Source organism: Acinetobacter sp. 5862 (assembly GCF_024494585.1).
Lineage (GTDB): Bacteria > Pseudomonadota > Gammaproteobacteria > Pseudomonadales > Moraxellaceae > Acinetobacter.
This window is the reverse complement of sequence record NZ_JANHGP010000053.1, coordinates 58,615-85,007: the sequence shown is the minus strand read 5'-3', so window position 1 is coordinate 85,007 and position 26,393 is coordinate 58,615. Positions and strand designations below refer to the sequence as shown.

Annotated in this window: 25 protein-coding genes and 4 pseudogenes; 14 read left to right on the top strand and 15 right to left on the bottom strand. The window is 37.4% G+C overall.

Annotated elements, in window-relative coordinates; genetic code table 11:
- Window positions 1–8 precede the first annotated feature (8 nt).
- The gene (mrcB, locus tag NO346_RS09970) at window positions 9–2,423 is read right to left on the bottom strand and encodes a penicillin-binding protein 1B (RefSeq protein ID WP_256415067.1); all 2,415 of its coding nucleotides are present in this window, start codon (window positions 2,421–2,423) and stop codon (window positions 9–11) included.
- Window positions 2,424–2,657: 234 nt separating this feature from the next.
- Here mrcB and NO346_RS09965 point away from each other — a divergent pair, with 234 nt between their 5' ends.
- Window positions 2,658–3,566 carry an NAD(+) kinase gene (locus NO346_RS09965; protein WP_256415127.1) on the top strand — a complete coding sequence of 303 codons (909 nt, stop codon included), beginning with the start codon at window positions 2,658–2,660 and terminating at the stop codon, window positions 3,564–3,566.
- Window positions 3,563–3,835: a YeaC family protein gene (locus NO346_RS09960; protein ID WP_005230905.1), complete on the top strand. Its 273-nt coding sequence runs from the start codon at window positions 3,563–3,565 to the stop codon at window positions 3,833–3,835. The genes NO346_RS09965 and NO346_RS09960 overlap by 4 nt, the downstream gene beginning before the upstream one ends.
- A 210-nt stretch (window positions 3,836–4,045) precedes the next feature.
- On the opposite strand, the gene NO346_RS09955 is transcribed toward NO346_RS09960, so the two are convergent.
- Window positions 4,046–5,041 carry a glycosyl transferase family protein gene (locus NO346_RS09955; protein WP_256415066.1) on the bottom strand — a complete coding sequence of 332 codons (996 nt, stop codon included), beginning with the start codon at window positions 5,039–5,041 and terminating at the stop codon, window positions 4,046–4,048.
- Window positions 5,042–5,290: 249 nt separating this feature from the next.
- Here NO346_RS09955 and NO346_RS09950 point away from each other — a divergent pair, with 249 nt between their 5' ends.
- Entirely contained in the window at window positions 5,291–6,436 is a 1,146-nt protein-coding gene (locus tag NO346_RS09950; RefSeq protein WP_256415126.1) for an acyl-CoA dehydrogenase family protein, read from the top strand.
- Window positions 6,437–6,476: 40 nt separating this feature from the next.
- On the opposite strand, the gene NO346_RS09945 is transcribed toward NO346_RS09950, so the two are convergent.
- A complete protein-coding gene (locus NO346_RS09945; RefSeq protein WP_256415125.1) occupies window positions 6,477–7,103 on the bottom strand; it encodes a hypothetical protein in 627 nt (208 codons plus the stop codon).
- A 301-nt stretch (window positions 7,104–7,404) separates the two neighbouring features.
- On the opposite strand from NO346_RS09945, the gene pheA reads away from it, so the two are divergent.
- From pheA to NO346_RS09925, 4 genes and pseudogenes are all read left to right on the top strand, one after another.
- Window positions 7,405–8,514: a prephenate dehydratase gene (pheA, locus tag NO346_RS09940; protein WP_004911627.1), complete on the top strand. Its 1,110-nt coding sequence runs from the start codon at window positions 7,405–7,407 to the stop codon at window positions 8,512–8,514.
- A 110-nt stretch (window positions 8,515–8,624) separates the two neighbouring features.
- Entirely contained in the window at window positions 8,625–10,874 is a 2,250-nt protein-coding gene (locus NO346_RS09935; protein ID WP_256415065.1) for a bifunctional prephenate dehydrogenase/3-phosphoshikimate 1-carboxyvinyltransferase, read from the top strand.
- A 280-nt stretch (window positions 10,875–11,154) separates the two neighbouring features.
- Window positions 11,155–11,424: pseudogene (locus NO346_RS09930) on the top strand (hypothetical protein).
- Window positions 11,425–11,525: 101 nt separating this feature from the next.
- Window positions 11,526–12,986 carry an aminoacyl-histidine dipeptidase gene (locus NO346_RS09925; RefSeq protein WP_256415064.1) on the top strand — a complete coding sequence of 487 codons (1,461 nt, stop codon included), beginning with the start codon at window positions 11,526–11,528 and terminating at the stop codon, window positions 12,984–12,986.
- Between the two features lie 169 nt (window positions 12,987–13,155).
- Here the strand turns inward: NO346_RS09925 and NO346_RS09920 are convergent.
- The 3 genes and pseudogenes from NO346_RS09920 to NO346_RS09910 form a co-directional block, all read right to left on the bottom strand.
- Window positions 13,156–13,460: pseudogene (locus tag NO346_RS09920) on the bottom strand (DUF2157 domain-containing protein); the annotation flags it as partial.
- 124 nt (window positions 13,461–13,584) lie between these two features.
- Window positions 13,585–14,016 (bottom strand): hypothetical protein, encoded by a 432-nt coding sequence (locus tag NO346_RS09915; protein WP_005159807.1) that lies wholly within the window; start codon window positions 14,014–14,016, stop codon window positions 13,585–13,587.
- Between the two features lie 28 nt (window positions 14,017–14,044).
- The gene (locus NO346_RS09910) at window positions 14,045–14,674 is read right to left on the bottom strand and encodes an alpha/beta hydrolase (protein WP_087546948.1); all 630 of its coding nucleotides are present in this window, start codon (window positions 14,672–14,674) and stop codon (window positions 14,045–14,047) included.
- Window positions 14,675–14,798: 124 nt separating this feature from the next.
- On the opposite strand from NO346_RS09910, the gene yaaA reads away from it, so the two are divergent.
- Genes yaaA through NO346_RS09895 form a run of 3 tightly spaced genes read left to right on the top strand, consistent with a single transcriptional unit; the run spans window position 14,799 to window position 16,493 of the window.
- A complete protein-coding gene (gene yaaA / locus NO346_RS09905; protein ID WP_256415063.1) occupies window positions 14,799–15,581 on the top strand; it encodes a peroxide stress protein YaaA in 783 nt (260 codons plus the stop codon).
- Between the two features lie 21 nt (window positions 15,582–15,602).
- Window positions 15,603–15,866, top strand: coding sequence for a hypothetical protein (locus NO346_RS09900; protein ID WP_087546946.1), 264 nt, complete (start codon window positions 15,603–15,605; stop codon window positions 15,864–15,866).
- Between the two features lie 9 nt (window positions 15,867–15,875).
- Window positions 15,876–16,493, top strand: coding sequence for a metal-dependent hydrolase (locus NO346_RS09895; RefSeq protein WP_256415062.1), 618 nt, complete (start codon window positions 15,876–15,878; stop codon window positions 16,491–16,493).
- Window positions 16,494–16,539: 46 nt separating this feature from the next.
- Here NO346_RS09895 and NO346_RS09890 read toward each other — a convergent pair whose 3' ends face one another.
- Together NO346_RS09890 and NO346_RS09885 are read right to left on the bottom strand one after the other, a co-directional pair.
- On the bottom strand, window positions 16,540–16,851 hold the full coding sequence (locus NO346_RS09890) for a metalloregulator ArsR/SmtB family transcription factor (protein ID WP_005215950.1): 312 nt from the start codon (window positions 16,849–16,851) through the stop codon (window positions 16,540–16,542).
- A 482-nt stretch (window positions 16,852–17,333) separates the two neighbouring features.
- Window positions 17,334–17,903, bottom strand: coding sequence for a TetR/AcrR family transcriptional regulator (locus NO346_RS09885; protein WP_087545325.1), 570 nt, complete (start codon window positions 17,901–17,903; stop codon window positions 17,334–17,336).
- A gap of 558 nt (window positions 17,904–18,461) precedes the next feature.
- On the opposite strand from NO346_RS09885, the gene NO346_RS09880 reads away from it, so the two are divergent.
- From NO346_RS09880 to NO346_RS09865, 4 genes and pseudogenes are all read left to right on the top strand, one after another.
- Window positions 18,462–18,683, top strand: a complete 222-nt coding sequence (locus NO346_RS09880) for a hypothetical protein (RefSeq protein WP_256415061.1) — start codon at window positions 18,462–18,464, stop codon at window positions 18,681–18,683.
- Window positions 18,684–18,706: 23 nt separating this feature from the next.
- Window positions 18,707–19,003 (top strand): annotated as a pseudogene (locus tag NO346_RS09875) (transposase); the annotation flags it as partial.
- Window positions 19,004–19,090: 87 nt separating this feature from the next.
- Window positions 19,091–20,011, top strand: coding sequence for a LysR family transcriptional regulator (locus tag NO346_RS09870; RefSeq protein ID WP_162620833.1), 921 nt, complete (start codon window positions 19,091–19,093; stop codon window positions 20,009–20,011).
- A gap of 194 nt (window positions 20,012–20,205) precedes the next feature.
- A pseudogene (locus NO346_RS09865) lies at window positions 20,206–20,453 on the top strand (IS3 family transposase); the annotation flags it as partial.
- A 231-nt stretch (window positions 20,454–20,684) separates the two neighbouring features.
- On the opposite strand, the gene NO346_RS09860 reads toward NO346_RS09865, so the two are convergent.
- The 7 genes from NO346_RS09860 to NO346_RS09830 form a co-directional block, all read right to left on the bottom strand.
- Window positions 20,685–21,935, bottom strand: a complete 1,251-nt coding sequence (locus NO346_RS09860) for a mechanosensitive ion channel family protein (protein ID WP_256415060.1) — start codon at window positions 21,933–21,935, stop codon at window positions 20,685–20,687.
- A gap of 117 nt (window positions 21,936–22,052) precedes the next feature.
- The gene (locus tag NO346_RS09855; protein ID WP_004662427.1) at window positions 22,053–22,592 is read right to left on the bottom strand and encodes a DUF2058 domain-containing protein; all 540 of its coding nucleotides are present in this window, start codon (window positions 22,590–22,592) and stop codon (window positions 22,053–22,055) included.
- Between the two features lie 3 nt (window positions 22,593–22,595).
- Complete coding sequence (locus tag NO346_RS09850; RefSeq protein WP_256415059.1) at window positions 22,596–23,276, bottom strand: YoaK family protein; 681 nt, start codon at window positions 23,274–23,276, stop codon at window positions 22,596–22,598.
- A 9-nt stretch (window positions 23,277–23,285) separates the two neighbouring features.
- Complete coding sequence (gene sstT / locus NO346_RS09845; protein WP_256415058.1) at window positions 23,286–24,485, bottom strand: serine/threonine transporter SstT; 1,200 nt, start codon at window positions 24,483–24,485, stop codon at window positions 23,286–23,288.
- A 422-nt stretch (window positions 24,486–24,907) separates the two neighbouring features.
- Window positions 24,908–25,693, bottom strand: coding sequence for a thiazole synthase (locus NO346_RS09840; protein ID WP_256415057.1), 786 nt, complete (start codon window positions 25,691–25,693; stop codon window positions 24,908–24,910).
- A gap of 23 nt (window positions 25,694–25,716) precedes the next feature.
- Complete coding sequence (thiS, locus tag NO346_RS09835; RefSeq protein ID WP_005159852.1) at window positions 25,717–25,914, bottom strand: sulfur carrier protein ThiS; 198 nt, start codon at window positions 25,912–25,914, stop codon at window positions 25,717–25,719.
- A gap of 9 nt (window positions 25,915–25,923) precedes the next feature.
- Window positions 25,924–26,289, bottom strand: coding sequence for a DUF423 domain-containing protein (locus tag NO346_RS09830; protein WP_005159854.1), 366 nt, complete (start codon window positions 26,287–26,289; stop codon window positions 25,924–25,926).
- Window positions 26,290–26,393: the final 104 nt, after the last annotated feature.

Below are 26,393 nucleotides of genomic sequence, written 5' to 3'. Positions count from 1 at the left end.
CTTGTAACTTAGTTTTCACCGCTATAACTACCGCTCGAAATCACACGTGTAGAATTATGATTGGATAAATCGGTGTCCATTTGATTTTCACTTTCTCGAATATAATTGGTATTAGTATTGCCATCACTGTAATGATCCCCCTGAGTGTCTTCCTCGGATGGGATATTGGTTGGTTCAACTTCATAATGTGATTGGCCGCATAGGGTTGCACGACGAGGTACAGTTTGTCGAAGTAGGGGAATATACATTGCGCCATCACAGCCTTGCGCAGATAAATCACCAGTTGCGCTGTCTATCCATTGCCATTCTACATTGTCAGTTTGACGAAGATTGACGGGTTCTTGACGAAGCTGTTTCATTATATTGGTCCAGACAGGTAATGCGCCTGAAGAACCCGTGAGACCAGTAACTTTATTATCGTCTAGACCTAACCAGACGACAGCGACATGATTGCCTGAATAACCAGCGAACCATGAATCGCGTGTATCATTAGTGGTGCCTGATTTACCAGCTAAATTTAAGGTTTCAGGTAAGCTGCCATAAGCTGATCGTCCAGTACCTGAACGCATAACTTGTTGCAAACCGTAGTTCAAAATATAGGCAGCAGCAGGATCAATCGTTTGTTGAACATTTAAGCTATAACGTTCAAGCAAATGTCCTTTTGCATCAACAACAGTACGAATAGAGCGAGGAGGATATTTGAAACCACCTGTTGCAAAATTACCATAAATGCCAAGTACTTCCATTGGGGACATATTTACTGCACCCAAATAGATAGATGGATAAGCTGGAATATTCGAACTGACACCAAATTGTTTTAGCTTATTAGAAAATGCTGATAATCCAAATTCATTTCCTAAACGAACAGCAGATAGGTTATATGAATTTGCCAAGGCTTGTTGCATAGGTACTACACCGTGTTCACCACCACTATAATTTTTTGGTGTCCAACTCTTATCACCTTCAACTGGAATATTAACGGCACTATCTTCAATCGGACTCGCCCACGTATAACGTCCAGATTCGATCGCATTTAGATAAATAATTGGTTTTAACAACGAACCGACTTGACGTTTAGCATCTAGTGTACGGTTAAAGCCAGTAAAATCTTGGGTTGAACCAACAGCAGCAACCAATTCACCATTCTCAGGATGGGCTACAAGCACAGCACCTTGTAAGTTTTTCAAACGTGCTGGATTTGCTTTTGCTAAACGTTCAACAGAGTCTTTAAAAGCATTTTGAACTTGGGTCTGTGCAATCGGGTCAAGCGTTGTGAAAATTTTCAGGCCTTGATTGGTAATATCACTTTCTTGATATTCTGTACGTAATTGGCGACGTACGATATCAAGGAAATCTGGGAATTTTGCAGGCCCTAAAGTTGGTTTACTCACAATATTTAAAGGACGTGAGATTTCATCTTGATATTCTGTTTCAGATAAATAGCCCATCACCATCATATTGTTTAATACAACATCACGGCGCTTTTTAGCCGCTTCAGGATTACGCCAAGGATTATATAAAGTTGGACCCTGTACTAAACCAACCAAAAAGGCTTGTTGGGAAATATTCAATTCACTCAGAGGTAAACCAAAATAGAATTGTGAAGCTAAGCCATAACCGTTAATTGAGTAATTACCATTTTGACCTAAATTTACTTCATTTAAATAGGCCTCTAGAATTTCATCTTTGCTGTAATGTAGCTCAATCAACAACGCCATAAGCGCTTCATTGACTTTACGTTTGAGCGTTTTTTCTGGTGAAAGATAGAAATTTTTAACTAATTGTTGGGTTAATGTCGAGCCACCTTGACGTCGACCACCGGTTGCATTACTGACTAAGGCACGTGCTGTACCTCGAATAGAAACACCATGATGGTGATAAAAATTTCGGTCTTCTGTTGAGATCAATGCTTCAATTAGTGTTTTTGGTACTTTATTTAGCTTAATGAGGACACGGTCTTCATTATGTTGTGGATAGATACCACCAATTAATAGAGGTTCTAAACGAGCAATGCCTGTGCTCGAAGGTTTAGTGGAACGAATTTCACCGACTTGACCTTGATTGAAAGCAATCTCAAGCACCTGTTCAGGTTCATTACTATCACCATAGTCAAAACCACGTGTGTGAACATACATTTGGTTGCCTTGAATGATGTAACTTCCTGATTTTTCATAGTTCGCTGTATTTTTATAGCCCAATAATTTTAATTCTTGGATAAAATTTTCTTGAGTAATAGGGGCGTTCGCATAGATTTCTAATGGACGAGCAAATACCTTGGCAGGAATATCCCAACGCTGACCTTCAAATTTATTGCGAATAATATTATCCAAACGGATCAGATAGATACTAAAGGCAATAAACACACCAATCACTAAAATTGAAAAAATTAGTGCTAGAAAACCAATACCACGTTCACACTTCATAGACTTGCGTTAAAACCGAAACAATGTGAGTAATGATGCGATAGCTTATTGTCATTTTGCAATCATAAAACTGTGAATAAATAGCAACATGCAATAAAAACTTTCAGAAGGTGTTGACATTAATCGTATAAAAAAACAACGAATAGACATTTTTATACTTTTTAATCAATCATCAACGAAAATTTGATTGTTAATGATATGATAGTCAATAGTCGCGGTGGAGCTGAGTTATTCGTGCTAATTTCACATAAATCCTTTCGAAATATTGGTCTAATTGGGCGACCAGATAAGAATTCTGTAGTAGAAACGTTATGTTTAATTCATGATCATTTGATCACTTTAGGCTTAAATCCCGTTTTTGATCAGGAAACAGCCAAACTTGTACCTTATAGTTATGGTCAGACCGTGAGCCGTAATTTATTAGGTGAAGTGGTGGATTTGGTGATCGTTGTAGGTGGCGACGGTTCTTTACTTCATGCGGCACGTGCTTTAGTCAGATACAATACACCCGTTATTGGGATTAACCGTGGTCGACTCGGATTTTTAACTGATATTAAGCCAGCAGAAGCAATTTTTAAACTGGATCAGGTACTACAAGGTCAATTTCAACTCGATCGACGTTTCTTGCTCGAAATGGAAGTTCGCACCAATAACGAAACCATTTATGATGCAATTGCCTTGAATGATGTGGTGTTACACTCAGGTAAATCGGTTCATATGATTGATTTTGAGCTGAGTATTGATGGGCAATATGTCTATCGTCAGCACAGTGATGGTTTAATTGTCTCAACACCAACAGGCTCGACCGCTTATTCGCTTTCAGGCGGTGGGCCAATTTTGCATCCAAGTATGGATGCGATTGCACTCGTACCAATGCACCCACATACTTTGTCATCACGTCCAATCGTTGTCGGTGGACAAAGTGAGATTAAGATCACCATCCGTGAAAATCGTGTCTTACCGATGGTGAGTGCGGATGGACAACATAGTGTTGCATTAAATGTAGGTGATACGGTGCATATTCGTAAACATCCATTTAAACTAAGCTTATTACATCCACCTGGTTATGATTTTTATATGGCTTGCCGTACTAAACTGGGCTGGAATCAAGATTTTGAATCTTTTCAACAGGATGACTCATGAATATTGAACAAATGCTCGCTATTTTAAATCCTGAAATTGTTGAGCGTCTCCGTACTGCTGTTGAAATTGGTAAATGGCCAAATGGCGTTGCACTCACTAAAGAACAGCGTGAAACCTGTATGCAAGCCGTTTATGCATGGGAAATGGAAAATTTACCAAAAGAACAGCGCAGTGGTTATATCGACCGTGGCACTAAAAAAGACGGTGAAGAGTGTGATGACGACCATCACAAAAATGAACCTGAATTTAAGCCGATTCGTTTTGTTTAGTTAATATAAGTAGTATTTAAAGCGATGATTTTAATAAAGTCATCGCTTTTTATTACGCTGTCTATTATTGATGTAATTTCTTTAAATAAAATACTGATTACTTTAACGAATAATTTAATGGTTGCTCTTTATATATTTTATTTTTAGGATCAAAAAGATATAGTTTTGTAGAAAAGGTGATTTAAAAAATCACCTTATTTATTTTTTGGTTTAAAAACGATTGTCCCAAAGCGCTTTCGCTTTAATCATTGCTTCATCATAACTATTCACAGCACCCATGGTATACAAAGCGATTCCCATGGTTTCAATCACTGCCATTTCGCCATATTCATGCTTTTGCTCACCGAGCCAAACTGCTTTAAATACTGCAAGATCAAGTTCTTCTTCAATCGGACTACGGTCAGGTGTTAATTTTGGTAGCTCATGTTCATATAGCTCACCATTTTTAATCCCACAAATTAATGTTTTGGCATCAGGATTGCGCTCAAACTCACCACCTTCACCTTTAATCACAGCACTATTTTGATAGCCTAAACGAAAAGCGGTGTGTTGATGTGAAGTACGATAAGCAGGGTGGAAAATTGCTTGTAAAGTGGCTTTTGCATTAAATGGATTAATTAGACGAGCAAGCGTATGAATTGGAGAACGTAAGCCCATCACATTGCGGAGTGAGATTAATTCACTCAGAATTGGTGAAATGGCTTCAAGTGGCAAAAATGCAAAATTATGTTGATCTAGTTGTTTGCGAACATCTAGCTCATTCTCACAAATAGAATAGCCTAAGTATTGTAAAACTTGCTCGGTATAAACACGGTTAATAGTATGACCCGATGCGCCGTGCATCACAATTCTATAGCCATGATGAGCCAGTGTTAATGCCGCCAATAAAAACCACGGATAGTGCTTACGCTTGCCTGCATAAGATGACCAGTCAAGATCGACATCAAGTGGCTGAAAATTGAGTTGATCACGTGTTGCTTGAACAAAACCAGCCAATTCATCGACAGATTCTTCCTTAACACGTAAAAGCATTAAGAATGCACCCAACTGAACATCCAAGACTTCATCTTTTAAAATCATGCTAAATGCTTGATAGGCTTCTTCATAACTGAGCGAACGAGAACCTGTTTTCCCTTTACCCAAGATACGAACATACTGAGCAAAGGGGTGTTCTACAGTTTTATAAATATTTCGTTTTGTATTCATGATCGTATGAGAAGTCTTCGCCAACAATAAAAGGAATATGACATAAAAGTGACGTATTTAGCGTAAAAAAATATGAGGAGCTGTCTAATCAATAAACAATTAGCGTTTGCTTATGCAGAGTGCAAACAAAATTATTGACCGAATCAGTCTAGTGATTTGATGTAAACGGAACATGACATCCAATCTAAAAATCATTAGCATGGCTGCAAATCGAATTTTTAAAAACAATGAAAGCGAAAGGAAATAATGATGTTAGCTTACGATGCAGATTTGGAACTCTTCCGTGATAACTTTAAACGTTTTATGAGCGAGCAAATTGCACCTCATTATGATCAGTGGGAACGCGAAGGCATTATGCCACGTTCAGTTTGGTCTTCATTGGGTGAAAATGGCTTTCTCTGTGTAGATGTACCAGAAGAATATGGTGGTTATGGTGTACCAACCCATTATTCATTAATGTTAGTTGAAGAATCTGCACGTGCGGGTTATTGCGCATTATCAACAGCGATTTCTTGTCATTCTGAAATTGCGGCACCGTATATTCAACATATCGGAACTGAAGAACAAAAGCAGTACTGGTTGCCAAAAATGGTTTCTGGCGAAGTTGTTGGTGCGATTGGTATGACTGAGCCAGGTGCTGGTTCTGATTTACAGGCAATGCGTACGAGTGCAATTTTGCAAGATGATCATTATGTGTTAAACGGTTCAAAAACTTTTATTTCAAATGGTCAGCATGCTGACGTTGTTGTTCTAGCAGTCAAAACTGATCCACAAGCACGTGCTAAAGGTGTGTCTTTATTATTGGTTGATACACATTTGGAAGGCTTTAAAAAGGGCACGAACTTAGACAAAATTGGTCTGCATTCACAAGATACCTCTGAACTTTTCTTTGATAATGTGAAAGTACCTAAAGACCAGTTATTGGGCAATGCAGGTTCAGGTTTTGCTTACTTGATGCAGGAATTACCACGTGAGCGTACTGCAATCGCAGCGACCTCTTTGGGTGCAATCCGTGGTGCAATTGATTTAGCAACAGCTTATGTAAAAGAACGCCAAGCATTTGGTCAAGCAATTGCTCAATTTCAAAATACACGTTTTGTATTGGCTCAAGCAAAAATTGATGAATTAGCAACAGCCGCTTTCTATAACCAAAACGTTGCTTTGTATAATGAAGGCAAATTGGATGTAGAAACCGCAGCGGCATTAAAGAGCTTTAGTACCGATATGCAAATGAAAGTAGCCGATAATTTACTTCAATTATTTGGTGGCTATGGCTATATGACAGAATATCCAATTTCACGTTTCTTCGTTGATGCGCGTATCCAACGTATTTATGGTGGTACCAACGAAATTATGAAAGAAATCGTTGCACGTGGATTGATTGGTAAATCATAAGCCGACTTTGATATCCTAAGCCTGCTTTTAGCAGGCTTTTTTATTGTTCTTCTGTTGAATATTGAATCACTGGATAAGTTTTCTGTTTAGGGAGCTTTTGTAAAGCACGATTGATATCAAGCAGAAATTTATCTGCTTCATCTTGGTTTGGCCAATGATTATTATATTGACTTCTTTTTTGAATATTCACGCTACATCCTGTAACTTCCATATTTTCTGGATTAAATGACCAATCATTTGGATTTTTCAAAGTAACGTCCAATGCACTATCACAACTTTTCCAGAGCTTTACGAATGAATTTTCTATTTGAGGTTTCAGCTCTTTAACAGGATAAATAGAATATCCTTTCATTTCTGAATTAAAAAATTTGATAAATAAATAAGAGGGCATTCCTCCCCAATTGATCGCCGTATTTGGTGGAAGTTCAATGCTTGTTAAATCTTTTTCATTTAATGGATGTTGCTGTTGGTCTTTTTGAAATGAATTTTTTGATTTGTATTTGAGTTTGGTTGCCTTAGGAACAGTTATTCCTCTGATTTGAGTTGTTGTCGTTGTAACATAATAGGGTGAAGAATCTTTATTACATCCTGTTGGATTATAGCAGCCTATGCATCCTGCTAGACTTGTGGCGATTACGCTAATCAGTAAAGGTGTTTTTATATTCATTATCATGGATGGCATCAATTTTTATTTATTACAGATTTTATCAAACTTGATTGAATTTTGTCTGTTGTGATTGAATAAAGCGCAATCTGATGCTTGATGAATAATTTTAAAAACAAAGGTCGGGATTGTAATGATTTGCGAAAAACCATTTATAAAAATACGCAAGGGCTTTGACCTAAGCAAAAAGAGTTAAATCTTCACGTGTTTAAAGCGTTAAAGTCTTGTTATACTAGCTTCGCATAACAGTTCATAGATGAATTGTAACCCATTTATATAGATGATTTTGCTGAGGCTGCATTCAATGGTAAACGATGGACAAAACACATCGACGTCACTTAATTTAGAACAAATTCGTAATGATATAGATAGTGTTGATCAACAAATCCAAGAATTACTTAACCGTCGAGCTACGCTGGCTGAAGCTGTAGCAAAAGCAAAATTTGCAGCTGAAGAAAACCCATTATTTTATCGTCCTGAACGTGAGGCTCAAGTTCTCCGCAAGGTGATGGAACGTAATCAAGGTCCATTGTCTGATGCGACGATGGCACGTTTATTTCGTGAAATCATGTCCGCTTGTTTAGCACTTGAAGCACCTCAAAGCATTGCATTTTTAGGTCCTGAAGGTACATATACGCATTCAGCTGTGCTAAAACATTTTGGTAAAGATGCAGTTGTGCGCCCATTGCCAACGATTGATGAAGTGTTCCGTGAAGTTGAAGCTGGTGGTGCGCATTATGGTGTTGTTCCAGTTGAGAATTCATCAGAAGGTATCGTAAACCACACTTTAGATTGCTTTAAATCATCTACTTTAAATGTGATTGGTGAAGTAGAACTTCGCATTCATCATCAATTTCTCGTATCTGAAAATACTCGTAAAGACAGCATCAAACAGATTTATGCACATCAACAAACCCTTGCTCAATGTCGCAAATGGTTAGATGCGCATTATCCAGGTGTAGAGCGTGTAGCGCTTAATTCAAATGCGGAAGCTGCTCGCCGTATTCGTAATGAGTGGCATTCTGCCGCTATTGCTTCAGATATTGCTGCAAGTATGTATAACTTAGAGATATTACATAGCAACATTGAAGATAACCCTGAAAATACGACACGTTTCCTTGTGATTGGTCGCGAGAAAATTCCACAAAGTGGTAATGATAAAACGTCTTTACTGATCTCTGCACATGATCGTGCGGGTGCTTTATTGGAAATCCTTGCGCCATTTGCTAAACATAAAATTAGTTTGACTAGTATTGAAACTCGTCCAGCGCTTCCTGAGAAATGGGCTTATGTTTTCTTCATTGATTTGGAAGGGCATATTGATCAAGAAAATGTAGCTGCAGCATTAGATGAAATTCGACCTAATGTAAAAGAATTGCGAGTTTTGGGTTCATATCCTATCGCTGTTTTATAGTTCAATTTATTGTATTTTGAATCCCTCCCAGCCTCCCTTTAAAAAGGGAGGAGTTTCCCCTCTTTTTAAAGAGGGGTTAGGGGAGATTTTTACATAGGCAAAAATGTTTTATGTCTCAACCATTATTTAATAAAGTTGCATTTATTGGGCTTGGGCTGATAGGTTCGAGTCTTGCTCGTGTGATTGTGGCAGAACAGCTTGCTGGTCAAATTGTAGCTTCAACACGCTCAAAAAAAACATTAGAAGATGCCAAAACACTAGGGCTTATTCAACACGGTTATGCAACACCTGAAGAAGCTGTTCAAGATGCAGATTTAATTGTTTTAGCCTTACCTGTCAGAGCGACGCAAAAAGTACTTGAACAGATCAAACCTTATCTAACTGAAAATGTCATCATCACAGATGTTGGTAGCACTAAAGGTAATGTGGTTGAAGCTGCTAAAGCAGTCTTTGGTGAAGATTTACCTATAGGTTTTGTACCAGGACATCCAATTGCAGGTGCCGAACATACAGGTGTGCATGCGGGTAAAGTTGATTTATTTGCCAATCATAAAGTGATTTTGACGCCACTACCGACTAGTGCAGATTGGGCTGTTGAGAAGTTGATTCAACTATGGTCTGCTGCAAAAGCAGAAGTTATATGCATGGATGTGAAGAAGCATGATGAAGTGCTTGCACATACAAGCCACTTACCACATTTGATGGCATTTAATTTGGTTGAGCAGCTTGCAAACCGTGAAGATAATTTAGACATTTTTCGCTATGCTGCAGGTGGTTTTCGTGATTTCTCACGTATCGCAGCAAGCGATCCTCAGATGTGGCATGACATTTTCTTTGCCAATAAAACTGCAATCTTGAATGCTGTAGAGGGTTTTGAACAGCAGTTATCAGTTTTGAAGAAACTGATTGAACAAGAAGATTCACAAGCATTGATGGGTTTGCTTGGCCATGCGCAAGCTGCACGCCAACACTTTAATCATATGTTAGCCAAAAAACCTTTGATGGAGAAAAACAAGGTGACACAGCAATTTACCATTTTGCCCGGAAAGAAAACATTTACAGGTAAATTCACCGTACCAGGTGATAAGTCTGTGTCACATCGCTCAATCATGTTTGGTGCGATTGCAGAAGGCACAACTCATGTAACAGGTTTCTTGGAAGGCGAAGATGCTTTAGCAACTCTCCAAGCTTTTCGTGATATGGGAGTGAGCATCGAAGGTCCAAAGAATGGTGAAGTGACGATTCATGGCGTTGGAATGCAAGGTCTAAAAGCACCTGCTGGTGCTTTATACATGGGTAATTCAGGCACAAGTATGCGCTTGTTGTCTGGAATGCTTTCTGCTCAAAAATTTGATTCTGTCATGACTGGTGATGCGTCGCTGTCTAAGCGTCCTATGGAGCGTATTGCAAAACCATTGCGTTTGATGGGAGCGCAAATTCAAACCACAGGTGAGAAAGGTACACCACCAGTTAGCATTACGGGTAGCCAAGTTTTAAAGGGTATTGATTACGACTTACCAATGGCTTCTGCTCAAGTCAAATCAGGTATTTTACTAGCAGGTCTATGGGCTGAAGGTGAAACTTCGGTAACAGAACCAGAGCCAACGCGTGATCACACAGAACGTATGTTGCGTGCTTTTGGTTATGATGTGAAAACCGAAGGTAATAAAATCTCACTTGTGGGTGGTGGTAAGTTAGTTGGTACTGATATTCAAGTTCCTTCTGATATTTCATCGGCTGCATTCTTCATGGTGGGTGCCGCAATCACAGAAGGTGCTGATGTAGTTCTTGAAGCTGTTGGAATCAATCCAACACGCACTGGTGTGATCGAAATTCTGAAACAGATGGGTGCTGATTTGACGGTAGAAAATGAGCGTATTGCAGGTGGTGAACCTATCGCAGATATTCATATTAAAGGTTCTCGTACACTCAAGGGTATTCACATGCCTGAAGATCAAGTACCTTTGGCAATTGATGAGTTCCCAGCATTATTCATTGCTGCTGCATGTGCAGAAGGTCAAACCGTATTAACGGGTGCAGCTGAACTTCGTGTCAAAGAGTCTGACCGTATTCAAGTCATGGCTGATGGCTTGAAAATCATGGGCATCGACTGTACGCCAACAGAAGATGGCATCATCATTGAAGGTAAAGGCAAGTCAGGTGACTGGTCGGCAATCTTTGCTGGCGGTGAAATTGAATCTCACCATGACCATCGTATTGCCATGAGTTTCAGTATCGCAGGTTTGCGTACTTCCGGTGAAATTACCATTCATGGTACGGAAACGGTTGCAACCAGTTTTCCAACCTTTACTGAGCTAGCAAACTCAGCAGGTTTAGATTTACAAGTCGTAAATCAGTAAACGAATTGAAAAATGCAGCATTTAGAATAGCTAAATGCTGCATTTTTTATTTGTTTATACATAAAAATAAGTTGTTAGGTGCAAACATAAAACGTATAAATAATGAAAATGATGAGTTTGGACATGTACATATCTAATTAGGTCTAAATTTATCAATTTAGTAAAATAAGTAAGACAATCGTCTAATCAATTAAAGACAATTGTATATATAATCATTCTTACCGTACCAGTCGATTCTATGCTGCGATCCAGCTAAAAAAATAAAAATAGTGGGAATACCATGAAAACATTGCAATTTATAGCAGATTGCCCTAAACATGGGGTAATTATCATCCACTAAATGAATGCTATATCACGCAAGAATATGTTGCAGCGCTACTCTATAAACAATTAGAACATTATTCTCTGTGAAATCTCTGCCAATTCATAGCAAGAACAAGCTTGGTTTGAACAAATCGAAACGCAAAGTATTATCCGACAGTTGGCTCAAGCCGTAGAAAATAGCTTAAAAGCAGAGCATAGCTTTTCTCAATTTGTATGGAAAAGCTAAGACGATTTTGCCAATAAAATCTTAAATAAAGTGATTTAAGCATCGCCATTTAGGTGTATGGTGTATATTTGTTTAAACACTTTATTTGAGAGTATTGGTGCATGATACAGGTCAATTTTTCTAAATTATCTCCACAAGTAGTTTGGCGGCATTTTGAGACCTTATGTACAATTCCTCGACCATCTAAACATGAACAACGGTTAAGACAGCATTTAAAAGATTGGGCAGAACAGCGCAATTTGGAAACCTATGTCGATAACATTGGTAACCTAATTATTCGAAAAGCGGCAACTACGGGTAAAGAACAGGCTGCTGGTGTGATTTTGCAAGGCCATCTGGATATGGTGACACAAGCCAATCGTGGCACCCAGCATGATTTTTTTAAAGATCCAATTCAACCAGTCTTAAAAGATGGTTGGCTGATTGCTGAAAATACCACGCTTGGTGCAGACAATGGCATTGGCGTTGCACTTGCAATGGCGGTATTAGAATCAAATGATATTGCTCATGGGCCGATTGAAGTCCTCTTGACCATTGATGAAGAAGCAGGAATGAGTGGTGCTCGTTTGCTTGAGTCAGGCGTGTTAACTGGACAGTGGCTTTTCAATATTGATACCGAAGAATGGGGTGAGCTGTATCTTGGCTGTGCAGGCAGTATTGACCTAGAAGTGGGACAGACACTTGAATATGAAACAGCACCAAGTGATTTAATCTTTGTAGATTTACTGGTATCAGCTTTGAAAGGTGGTCACTCTGGGGTTGATATTCATTTAGGTCGTGGGAATGCCAATATCATTCTAGCCCATTTCCTCAATGATTATTTGGCACCATCCAATGGCCGATTGGTTGAGTTTGTCGGTGGATCGGCACGAAATGCCATCCCGCGTGAAGCTGTGGCAACCATTGCAATTAAAGCAGAGCAATTACCCGCGTTGGAAAATGTCGTTGCTGTGGCACAAACTGAATGGCAACAAAAGTTACAGAACATTGATGATCAGCTACAGATCAGCTTACAGCAAAATGCTAACCCGATAAATGAAGTTATAACATTGCAGCAACAGCAAGCTTGGTTGCAAGCATTGGCAAGTTGTCCATACGGGATTGCCCAGTGGAGTAGCGCTTTAGCTGATGTGGTTGAGACTTCGAATAATATTGGTGTGGTCAAATTGACCAAAGATGAAGCGAAAACCTTAATTATGGTTCGTTCGATGGTGAATCAAGAAGCAGTAGCATTTGCTCAAAAGATTCAACAGCACTTTGCCAGTTTTGAAATTCAATCTGAATTAACGCCTTTAGTATCAGGTTGGACACCGAATCCAGAATCGGCTGCATTAAAGTGCTTACAACAGGCTTATCAATCTGCATTTGATATTGAACCTAATTTAAAAGTCATTCATGCAGGTTTGGAGTGTGGCATTATTGCGGAACATTATCCTGATTTACAGATGGTGTCGTTTGGCCCTGATATTCAAGGGGCGCATGCACCAGGTGAGCGTGTGAAAATAGATACTGTAAATAAATGCTGGAAGTTACTGGTGACTGCACTGGAAAGTGTGAAGTAACGAATTAATCCTGAGATCAGACCGATGATCCTGTCTTGGTCTGATCAATCAGTGATAAATATTGTGTTGGTATGTGTATTGTTAGCCAAACACCATTTTCTGCTTGATAAAACTCAAAGCCGTGTTTATACATTTGCGGTGTGTTAATTATGAATAGCACAGGCTTACCATAGTGTTGGCCTACATTGGCCACCGCAACTGCAGCAAAAATCAGACAAGGGATGATTTTGGAGTCAATAAAGATTTTTTCGATCAGTTCCATTAAGAACTTATCGGCTGTCATTGCAGCAATCGCAATCACGGCGTAAATCATGAAAATCCAGAATGAGTATTTTGCCAAACGTTCCCAGTCAAAAGATCGAATCGAAGAACTTTGATTTAAATCATTGGCAATATCGGGCGTAATCGTGCCTTGTTGTTGCCAATATTCAATTGTTTGCTTTAAAAAAGTCCCTGTTTTTTATTTAATTTGATTATTAAAAATCCGAATGCTCATTTTATCGATATTGATAAAGCAGAAATGGGGCGTTAGGAGTATTTCTTTTAGTAATCGAATGAATATTTTATTATATGTTTCAATGGTTAATATTTGATTTTATTATTTGAAAATGGGTATTTTTTGATCTTTTGTTGTCATCCAATAATTGCTTTCATGGTGGAAATCTGAATAGGCATAAGGCAGCTCTTCAATAGTTAAACAATTAAGCATATTTTGATACCACTCAATATAGGCAGAATTCTTATTTTTGCATTGGTTTAAAAACTCTTGATGTTGTTGAATAAATAGCTCAGTCAGTTCAGTAATATCTTGAGTGATTTCTGTTTTGCGGATATCTCTATTTTTTTGAATCCAGCTAGAAATAATAATGGTAGATGCATTTTTATGGCTATTCAAAAAAGAGCATCTCCAATAACAACCAGAAGGAGATAGAGAGGGTTCAACATATAAAGATTCAAATCCTCGTTTGTGTAATTCATGTGCAATATAAAGTGTTTTTTTTAGATTGGTGATGTAAAAATCCTTTTTCACTGTCAATGTCCTGTTTTTCTATTTAAGTCTACAGTTTCAAAAAGTGAGCAATCACTTGGCGTAACTGTTTTAGATAGCCAGTAAAGAAATGGTTTGCACCTGGCAAAATCGTGATCGGATGTTTTTGTGGTTTTGCCCAAGCAATCATATCTGAAAGCAAGGTGATGTCATCTTGTTCGCCATGTACAAATAAGATATTGCCATCAATTGCTGGGGTTGTGTAGTGGCGTAAGTCAATCACTGAGCCTGTTGGCAAGCCACATAACACTAATTGCTTCGGACGTAATTCTTCGCTGAGTTGTGCTTGGCATTTTGCCAGTACATGTGAACCAAAGCTAAAACCACCTGCATAGAAGGTTAAACCTGCATGCTTCTCACGGGCATATTCAATCACTGCCATAATGTCATCTGTTTCACCATGACCTTGATCATGTGTACCTTCACTGCCAGCTAAGCCACGGAAGCTAGGACGGTAAACCACGCATCCCATCTCATTAAAAATCTGAGCCAGTAGTACAGGAACTTTATGATGCGGTGTACCACCTTGCAAAGGATGTGGATGGCAGACGACAGCAAAACCTGTGATTTCACCTTGGGGTTGATCTACAAACATTTCAATTTGACCAACAGGACCTTGGATGAATACTTGCTCAGACATAAGATACGCAATGGATAATGGAAGAATCCACTATTTTACCGATAAAACTGAACGAGAACACGAATTGGCATTAAAAATTATCAACTGATATAGTTTCACCAAGATAAATTTATTCTGATTGATTATGCTTGCTTTAATTTCTCCAGCGAAAACACTAGATTATGAAACTACATTACCGACTGATACATATACTCAGCCTCGTTTGTTGGCGCAATCTCAACAATTAATTGATGTTTGTCGCAAGCTTTCTGCGAGTGAAATCGCATCATTGATGACGGTGAGTGAGAAAATAGCTAACTTAAATGTAGAGCGCTTTCGTGACTGGAATGCAGATTTTGATTTTTCTAATTCACGTCAGGCATTATTTGCATTTAAAGGCGATGTGTACACAGGTTTAGATGCCTATCACCTAAAAGACCGAGAGATTGATTTTGCCCAGCAGCATTTGCGTATGTTATCTGGTCTTTATGGCTTATTGCGCCCGTTGGATTTGATGATGCCATACCGTTTGGAAATGGGAACTAAACTAAAGAATAGCCGTGGTCATAATCTATATGAATTTTGGGGCAGTATGATCACCGATCAAATTAACCAGGATTTAGCTGAAATTGATGCAAAAGTGTTGGTAAATTTGGCCTCTGACGAATATTATAAATCTTTGAATGAAAAGAAAATTCAGGCAGAAATTATCAAGCCTGTATTCTTGGATCAGAAGAACGGAAAGTATAAAGTTATTAGTTTCTATGCGAAAAAAGCGCGTGGCCTGATGGCGAGATACTTGATTGAAAATAAATTAAGCCAAGTAGAACAATTAAAAGCATTTGATAGTGAAGGGTATTACTTTGATGCTGAAAGTTCATCGAATAAAGAATTGGTCTTTAAGAGAGATGAGCAACACGCAGCTTAGATTTACTTTGGGCAGGGTGGGATGTTAACCAAAGAACATTTATTAAAACACGCGATATCGTCTGATCAAGTTCGGATTAAAGGGCAATTGACAGAACCGCGGAGTTATGGGGTATATGCGCTACCTTTAGATCGTGATGGAACCAGACGTTTTCGATTTGGTAATCATCCTGTACGTCAGCAAGAACTAAAACATGAGTTTGGCTCCTGTATCTTGTATCAGCTTTTTCTAGAACGTAAAGATGCTGAATCACTGGCAAAGTGGCTGAATAAAGAAATCCAATGAGGATGAGCAATGCCGCAGTATTTATCTACATTAGAAAAATCATGGTTTGAGCTGCATCAGCATTATCATTTTTCAGAGCCGCAGAAAGTTTTTAATAAGTTGATTGCTGCCTACAGTGAAAAGCAGCGGGCTTATCATACGCTGCAACATTTGTATGAATGTCTAGTTCTAGTTGACTCGATTCGAGCTGATTTAATTGATGCGGATGCTGTAGCATTGGCGCTCTGGTTCCATGATGCAGTTTATGACCCACAAGCCAAAGATAATGAACTTAAAAGTGCTGAGCTGTTCGAGCAGTATTTGGCTCAAGATTTATCATTTGAAATTGTTCAAAAGATTAAGCGATGGATTCTTGTCACGCAAAAGCATGAAGCAACGAATGAACTAGATTTACAGTTTTTACTGGATATTGATTTGGCGATTCTAGCAGCTTCAGCTGAGCGTTTTACGGAATATGAACAGCAGATTCAGCAGGAATATGCTTGGGTATATCCAGATATTTATTTGATTAAAAGAAAACAAGTTCTAGCACATTTTTATCAGACAGAACCGCTGTATCAAACTGAATATTTTCAACAGAATTTTGAGCAAAGGGCGAAAGAGAACTTAAAATTTAACCTTTTTTAGAGAATTAAGAATTTCAATAATTCTCTAATAATCTTTCTAGTAAAATTCAGATATTAGGACAATAATTTTCATAAAGCGTAGTTAAAACAACCTGTAACTTAGGGTCACTAATTGAATAAAAGATTTGCTTTCCATCCCGACGTGTAGAAACTACATTACTTTTTCTTAACATCATAAGCTGTTGTGACAGTGTAGGTTGTAGGATATGAGTAGCTTCTTCAATTTGAGACACATTTAATTCTTGTTTGGCTAAATGACATAAAATAATTAAGCGATCTGTGTTTGCCAAAGACTTAAGTACATTGACAATAGAGCTTGCAGACTCTCTCATCACGTTGATCTCTATATCCTTTTGCATACTTTTCTCACTACATTCAAGCCGAACTTAGTATAAGGTGAGAAAAACATAAAAATGTATTAAAACTTGAAAAATACAATGGTTTTTTGTGAATATCTATATCAGTGAAACTTATATTTGTCATTAATAACGCTTAGACTTTAAAATTTGAGAGTTTAGATATTTTGAGCAATGTTAGAAATTGTTAAAATTTTATAAATAATAAAATTATGTAATTAATTTAATTAATAAATATAAAAATTTTTAAAATTTTATTTGTACTTTCAGGAAAAATGTATATAATAAAGAACAAGACAGAAAGATCTGTCTTGATAAGAAGGATCGGGATGTGCAATTTGTACGACCGCCAGAGGGTAATATTTTTATTATTCTTTTTCCAACTCAGACGCAAGCGTGAGCCACAATAATAACTATAAATCACGCTTTATTTTTTTATACTTTCAATTTCATATTATTTGTTTTAACTCAGCTTTCTGAGAATTTTATGATGTTATTTGCTTTTCAAAATTAATTAAATGTTCTACGCGAGTCCAATACTCACTCATTTCAACAGAGTTTTTATTTACATGCGCTTGGATGGTCATTCCATCTAAAATACTTACGATTAATGTAGCTAAGTGTGTCGGGCTTCGAATATCTAAATGAGTCAGTAAGTTTTGGATCAAGGCTGTTAGCCATATTTTATATTGTGTCGCAGGTTCAAGAGTTGAAGGGTAAATTTTAATCACTTCTTCAAGTGCTTTTTGGAACATACAGCCGTTAAAGTCTTCGCTTTGGAACCAGGCATTGTACCATTTGAATATCGATTCAATTTGCTCTAAATAATTTGATTGATCACATTGAGCTAATGTTTCATTCAATGAGATTTGAAGGTTAATATTACGTTGAAGTAAACATTCCTCAATAAGCTTTTCCTTCGATGGAAAATATTTATAGAATGTCATTTTTGCAACGCCTGACTCACTAATAATTCGATCAACCCCAATCGAATTGTAGCTATGCGAGTTAAAAAGTTTTAATGCTGTGTTAATAATATCTTCTTTTTTTGACATACAAGCCTCGCATTCGCTCTCTGCTAATATGAGCTGAGCATTATTTGCATTCCATCATGCAATTTTGGCACGAATTTTACATGGTATTAAATAAACATCATAGAAAAAAATAATATTATTTATTTAATTGATTCTTAAATTTACAGTTTATCCATTATTTTTCAGTTAAATATATGAATTAATTAAATTAATTTAAATAAAATACAGTACTTATAAGGTGATTTATAACTCTATAATATGAATTTAAACTAATTCACATTTATTTAAAATTATGATAATTGAATAATAAAATTCAGTTATTAAATTTCAAGATAAATAACTGACTTTTATATAATTTATTAAAAATTAGCTTCTTGGTAAAGTTTCAATTAAACGCGCAAAATTTTGATAAAGCGTTGATTGTTGAGTAGGCGTATATACAGGGCGTTTAATTGTCCTTTTATTGGTTTGAATCATTAAATCGAAATTTTTGCATTTCTAAGTTTATTAAGAAATAAACTCGGGATAATAAATACAGAACAAACCCGAGTTAAACTACATGAAGAATACGAAGTGTCCGTGTCTGTTGAAACCATTCGTAAGTTTTTACGTGATTCAGGTATGGTCTTCAAGCGTACCCGTCATAGCTTAAAAAAAAGAGATCCGATTGCATTTGAACAAGCAACACAGCAGATTGAAGAATTACGAGAGCAAGCGGCACGTGGTGAAATTATACTAGGTTATGTAGATGAAACAGGGTTTTCTCTACACCTGATAACCGCTATGCGTGGACAAAGATAGGTGATGTTCATGCGGTTGATGCAATAAGATTAAAACGAGTTAATGTCATGGGGTGTTTGCTTTTAACGGGGAAACTGGTGACAAGTTGTTTACAAGAATCAGTTACAAGCACTTGGTTTTATGCCTATTTAACTGGAATAGCTCAACAAGTAAAACAGACGTATAACCTTCCATTGGTTCTTATTGTTGATAATGCCTCGATTCATAGAAGTAAAAAGATGGCTGATTACAGAGAACTACTTAAAACTAACTTTTCGACGAATCTGTATTTTATTCCAGCTTATAGCCCTGAGTTAAATCGAATCGAGATGGTATGGAAGCATAAACAATAATGAAATAAAATTCATAGTGAGACACACTCATGAATAACATGATAGGATGAATTAAATTCAATTGTGGTGATCGTTGTGTTAGAACTTCGTCATTTAAAAACATTAATTGCACTACGTGAGCATGGTTCATTGGTTGCTGCTGCGACAGATCTATGCCTAACTCCTTCAGCAATTTCGCATCAATTAAAAGAACTTGATCATTGGTATGGTGTAGAAGTTGTTAATCGCCGTAGTCGTCCAGTAAGTTTTTCCAATGTCGGCGAGCGATTGCTTCGACTAGCAGATGATGTGTTGCCTCAGGTTCAGATAGCACAAACGGATATTACTCGTATCGTGCATGGACAAACGGGGAGAATTATTTTTTCATCTGAATGTCATAGTTGTTTTGACTGGCTGATGCCTTTATTAAATCAATATCGCCAGCAATATCCAGATGTCGATTTAGATTTTGCAGCGGGTTTTGAGTCTAATCCGCATGAATTATTGCAAAATGCCGAGTTTGATTTATTAATCACTGCTGATCCAATTGCACTCAAAGGGATTGAATACTTTCCGATTTTTGAATACGAGTCACGGTTAGTACTCTCAACGACACATCCATTGGTGCGTAAAGAAATAATCCTAGTTGAAGATTTGGCTGAACAAACGTTGATTACTTATCCAGTTGATAAACATCGTTTAGATATCATGGCGCATTTATTCATTCCAGCAAATATTCAACCTAAGCATATTCGAACGACTGATTTAACGCAGATGTTAATTCAGTTGGTTGCCAGTGGGCGTGGTATTGCTGCTTTACCTGATTGGGTCGTTAATGAATATGAACAAAAGGGATGGGTTGTCAGCCGTCGTTTAGACTGTGTGTCGCCGCAAGGATTGAGACGCACATTATATGCAGGCTACCGTACTGAAGATAAGGAGAAGAATTACTTTGAAGGTTTTCTGAAGCAACTTGAGAAATTTTCAAAGAAGCGTGCGATGTATTATGAAGATTGAATAACTTCGTTATCTAGGTTGTAAAGGGAGATACACATTCTGTTTGAACGGCTTATATACTCTTATTTGCATATATAGAATGATTAACCAAGATGCCAATCCATAAGTGACCCTAGCCAAAATAATGTACACATAGTCCCTCTAAAGCTAACTTCATGCTAACTTTGGAGATGTAAAAATGGCTAAATGCTTTTTTAACGAATAACTGTATTCAAAGTATGTCACGCAGCTTTGCGCAGTGCACTGCTCATGTTGGGATAATGCAGTGACAGAAAGCTTCTATCATACTCTGAAAGGTCATGTGATACATGGTAGTGTGTTTGCCACTCGAAAAGAGGCGAATGCTGTCTTGTTTGACTATATTGAGATTTATTACAATCGGGTCAAAAGGCATTCCGCAAACGGCTGGTTAACCCTAGAAGCCTTTAAACAGAAACATTAATTAGGTGTGGCTTATTCAACCATAGATAAAGCGCATGTGTACTTTCTGATTCCTTATCTTAGTTTATTGCAAAAATTTTTTAGACACTCAACCGATAAGAATAAAACTGCATTATCTACACATTTTAAGGTTTCATAGAAAATTTTGGGAAATTAGGTTTAAAGGTTTTTCTATTTGAATACTCTAAGGCTTTAGTATTGAAAAAAGCAAAGCCTTAAAGCTTAGTTCACATTAGATTTGAGCATCTTTAACAGGTAAATGGTTTTTAAAATCATATCCTGACGGTGCTTGATAAATTCTCAAACCAAATTCAGGAATAATTGCAATTAAATGATCGAAGATATCAGATTGAATTGCTTCGTAAGATGCCCATGCTGTCGTATTTGTAAATGCATAAATTTCTAAAGGTAGACCTTCACTAGTGGATTGTAGTTGACGAACTAAAATAGTTTGATTCTGCGCAATACCTTGATGTTGGCGTAAATAGAACTCTACATAAGCACGGAATGTTCCCACATTGGTTAAACGACGTTGGTTGCATTCTGATTGATTGCTTAAATGATCATTAAACTTATTAATTTCATCTTGTTTTGCATCAAGATAATGGTCTAAAAGTAAAAAATCTTTAAATTTTCGCTGTTCACTATCAGTCATAAAGTGAACACTACTTTGATCAAGAAATATCGAACGTTTAATACGACGGCAGCCTGAATTACTCATACCACGCCAGTTTCTAAATGTATCAGTGACAAGTTTGTTGGTCGGAATGGTAGTCAGTGTTTTATCGAAATTTTGTACGGTCACTGTATGCAGAGATATATCAATCACATCGCCATCCGCATTTAAAGAGGGCATCTCAATCCAGTCTCCAATGCGAACCATATCATAAGAGGCAATTTGTACACTTGCGACTAAAGAGAGGATCGTATTTTGGAAGACCAGCATGAGAACTGCTGCCATTGCACCGAAGCCTGCGAGTAAAGTAAACACATCTTTTTTAAGAAAAGTACCTAAAATCATAAGACCACAGACAACGAATAAAATCAGTTTGATCAGCTGTAAATAACCTTTGATGGGTTTATTTCTCGATTTTGGATTGCGTTGATACACTAAGTTAAAAATATTCAGTGCTTCACTAATTGATAAAGCAAGCGTGAGAAAAATAAATGCCTGCGCTCCCATTTGTATTAATGTAATTACTTTTAATGGAAGATGGGGAACTGCACTGATCCCATTCATGATCACTATCGCAGGAACGATATTTGCAAATCGACGTGTAACGCTGTGTTGGGCAAAAATTGATTGATGGGGTGACTTAAGCTTTGTAATGATATGGCGGATACCACGCACAATAATTCTTTTGGCAATAAAATTTGCTAAAGCCGCCAGAAAAATCAAAATTGCGAATGAAATGAGCATTTCTAACCAAGGGTATTGGCTTAATTCACTTCTAATTTCGCGAATAAAACTTAAATAATTCAAATCAAAACACCTTACAATTTTCATTTTGTTAATTGTAAGGTGTTAAAAGATATTATGATGAGTTGATCACATTTTGAATACGATCTGTAAGATTGTATTACATTAATGAGGTGTGATTTACCACATTAAATCATCTGGAATGACATAAGCCGCGTATGGGTCTTCTTCATCAGTTGCTTGATCATTTTTCTCAGTATTATTGTTAACCAGAATAAATCCTTGCATTTTCTGATCAATTTTTTCTGCAAGAGCTTTAGGGAGATAAGCATATTTATCTTGATCTTTAGCAATAACTAAAGAACCCGTCACTAACGCATTATAAACTTGTTGTGAAAGATAAACCTTTTTGATTTTCCCCTCATCAATGAATTGATAGGTAACATCACCCTCTGTTTGCAAAATTTTATGTTGCTTGATCATTTGAATAATTGAAGCTTTAAGGGCCTTTTCTTCTAAAACCTTTTGTTTTTCTAAATTCAGTGCTTGGTCTTTGGCTAATTTCTCTTGATTCACTCGATCGATTTCAGCTTTTAATGAGGCATCATCATGTTGTCCAGTGCGTTGCTCATGTTGCACCTGTTTGGTTAATTTTTTGGCTTTTTTATTGTCGACCAAACCCGCTTTGAGTAACTGAGCTTGTAATGCATTTTTAACCATAATTCAATCCGAATTCGAGTTTGATGAAGAGCGAAAGTAAATTACCCAGTAAGCTATACTCATGGTCAGACTTAAACTTGCTGGTATTAGAAAAGTTTGTAATTTTAAATAAGGATAAAGCAAACTCGCAATAAGCCCACCGATAAAAAATCCTAGAAAGATGAGCAAGTGTAAAAAAATACGCCTATTTTCTATTTTTAGACCACGAACTTTATAACCTAAGGTTAAACCAATATCCGTTAAAACGCCTGATAAATGTGTTGTACGGATAATTGCACCTTTATAGTGACTGACCATCGCATTTTGTACGCCCATGGCGACACATGCCCACAACAAACCATAGCGCGGGAAGTAAGGTAACAAAAGCCAAGTTAAAAATAGAAATGCAGCAACTAAACTAAGTGGGAAACCGTAATGATGACCAAAAGAGACATTACTATCCCCAAGAATGAGACCGCTGTAAAACGATCCAATCACGAAGCATAAAACTACTAAACTGAGATAAATAAAATGCTCTGGTTGCCATTGTAGCAAAGTCATTGCCAGCATGCTGACGTTGCCAGTCATGTGTGAAACTGATTGATGTAGAACAGTAAATAGCCCCAATACGTTAACCATACCAGCATTTAGTGCGAGTAAAAAAGCACCAAGTTGAATCCAGTTTGGTAAACGCTGTAAGGGCATAACAATCTACTAGTTTTTTCGGTTTCGGAAATCTACAGCAGCAGTAAATAAAACGTCAGTTGACGAATTCAGCGCAGTTTCAGTCGAATCCTGTAATACACTGATAATCATACCAATCGCAACTACTTGCATCGCAATTTCAGATGATATACCAAATAAACTACAAGCAACAGGGATAAGCAGTAATGAGCCACCTGCAACACCTGATGCACCACATGCTGAAACGGTCGCAACGACTGAAAGGATAATCATCGTGCTTAAATCAACATGAATATCTAATGTATGAACAGTAGCAAGCGTTAATACTGTAATTGTAACCGCTGCACCTGCCATGTTGACTGTTGCTCCAAGTGGAATAGATACACTTGCGGTTGCTTCGTTTACACCTAAGCGTTGTGCTAAATCTAGATTCACAGGAATATTGGCAGCAGAACTACGCGTGAAAAATGCTGTGATTCCACTTTCTTTTAAACATTTGAACACTAATGGGTAAGGGTTTGCTCGCATCGTCAATGCGACTAGGATTGGATTAATCACTAATGCAACAAAAAGCATTGTTCCAATTAGTACAATTAACAAATGTGCATAGCTAGATAAGGTTGCTAAACCTGCATCCGCAAAAGTGACTGCGACTAAGCCAAAAATTCCCACGGGGGCAAAACCAATCACGGTGTGAATAATTTTATTCACTGCATCAGCTACATCAGTAAGCACTTGTTTCGTAGTCTCAGAACTATGACGTAATGCTAAACCTAAGCCGATTGCCCAGGCCAAAATACCAATAAAGTTGGCTTCACTAATCGCTTGTACAGGATTGGCAATAAAGCTTAATAATAAGTTCTTTAAAATTTCAGCCAAACTACCGGGTGCTTGTAGAGCTGGTTGAGTTGATAAATTAAGAAATAGCTGACTTGGGAAGGCAATACTTGCTACAACAGCACTAAATGCTGCGAGTAGCATTCCAACCACATACAAAATCATAACAGGTTTTAAGTTTGAGTTTTGCCCAACTTTGAAATTAGCAATCGAAGCAAGCACTAAAACAAAAACAAGAATCGGGGCAACCGACTTTAATGCTTTAATAAACAATTCACCTAATAAACTCAAATAAGGTGTAAAGTTAGGAAAAAGCAAAGCTACGCCAATCCCTAAAAAAATAGCAATAATAATTTTGCTGACTAAGCTCAAGCGAGACAATACATTAAACATATAAAAGCCTTATAAACCTATATGTGGTTTAAGGTTAAACAAGCGCCGTATTCTATACCTAAGCACTGTATTTTTTTAAATTTTTTTGATGAACGAATTACTTTAAAAATACCATAAAAATTAAAATAATGTTTTTAAAAGTATTTTATTTAAAAATACAGAATCTTTTTGTGTAAAAAAAGATCTTCTCTATGGTTTTACTAAAAAACTATAAGTAAAAAGTCAGTATTCTTCTATCTAGTGCTTAAAATTTAGATTGATAACTTATTGATAATTCTAGGAACAATAAATCATTTTATCTCAAAAAATATTGTACAAATGAGTGGTTTTTTAAGAATTTGGTCTTATCCATATAATTATTGCATTAAGCAAATAGTGATTAATACAAATAGAGAAGGGACTTATTTAGTCCCTTCTTTCTCTTACTTGAAAAAATATCCTGTTTCAGGTGAGCTTGCATTCGCCATACGTTTACGAGGCATACGACCTGCTAAGAATGCTTCACGACCTGCTTCAACCGCTTTCTTCATCGCTGAAGCCATTAAAATTGGATTTTGAGCAGCTGCAATCGCTGTATTCATTAATACGCCGTCGCAACCCAATTCCATTGCAATTGCAGCATCACTGGCAGTACCCACACCAGCATCCACTAAAACAGGGACTTTGGCATTTTCTTTGATGATGGAAATAGTATGTGGATTCAAAATACCAAGACCAGAACCGATCAAGCTACCTAAAGGCATGATGGCAACACAGCCCATACTTTCAAGTTCTTGCGCAACAATAGGGTCGTCTGAGGTATAGACCATGATTTCAAAGCCATCATCAATCAAGGTTTGCGCTGCTTTAAGCGTTGCAGTGATATTTGGATATAAAGTTTTTTCATCACCAAGGACTTCTAACTTCACCAAATTGTGACCATCAAGCAGTTCACGAGCTAGCATACAAGTCCGAATCGCGCTATCTGCGTCAAAGCAACCTGCGGTATTTGGCAGGATTGTGTATTTCTCAGGTGGAATCACAGAAAGTAGATTTGGTTGATCGGCATGCTGACCGATGTTGACACGACGAATTGCCACTGTGACAATTTCAGCACCACTGGCTTGAATGGCTAAATCAGTTTCATTGAGATCTTTATATTTACCAGTTCCGACCAATAAACGAGATTGGAAAGTACGAGAACCAATAATTAAAGGGGAATCTTGCATGGGCTTACTCCATTTTTAGCCGATTAGCCGCCACCAACAGCTTGAATAATTTCAATACGATCTTCAGGAGCAATTGTCGTTTGCTCAAGTCTACTTTTCGGAATAATCTGTTGGTTCTTCTCTACAGCAAAGCGTTTGCCCTCTAAGGCTAAATTCTGAATCAATTGCTGTAGGTTTTCACAAGACGTGTCGATTGACTCGCCATTTAAATAGATGTGCATGATTAATCCTTATTTCGCATGCTTGATTGCTTGCCATGCGAGTAACAGCCAGCCCGCTATCATAAACGCACCGCCAATCGGTGTAATCGCCCCTAAAATACGCGGTAGACCGAGCGCCATAATGTACAATGAACCGCAGAAAAAGATGATACCAATTTGGATCAAAATAAAAGGAATTTTTATTGGAAATGTTGCTGTGGTTTTATGCAGGACGCCTAAGATAAGCAAACCAATTGCATGATAGAAAAAGTATTGAGTTGCTGTACCCCACCAAGCGAGTTGTTCTAGGGTTGCAAAAGATTTGAGTCCATGAGCACCAAAAGCACCCAACATAACTGCAAGCGCAAGATTAAGCGCCGAGATAGCTATCCACATAATGATAATGGAACTGGAAATTTGATGAACAAACTTAACATATTCGAGTGCTTAAACAAAGCCAGATAAAACAAAAGGGCATGAAAGCCCTTGTGTTTGATTCG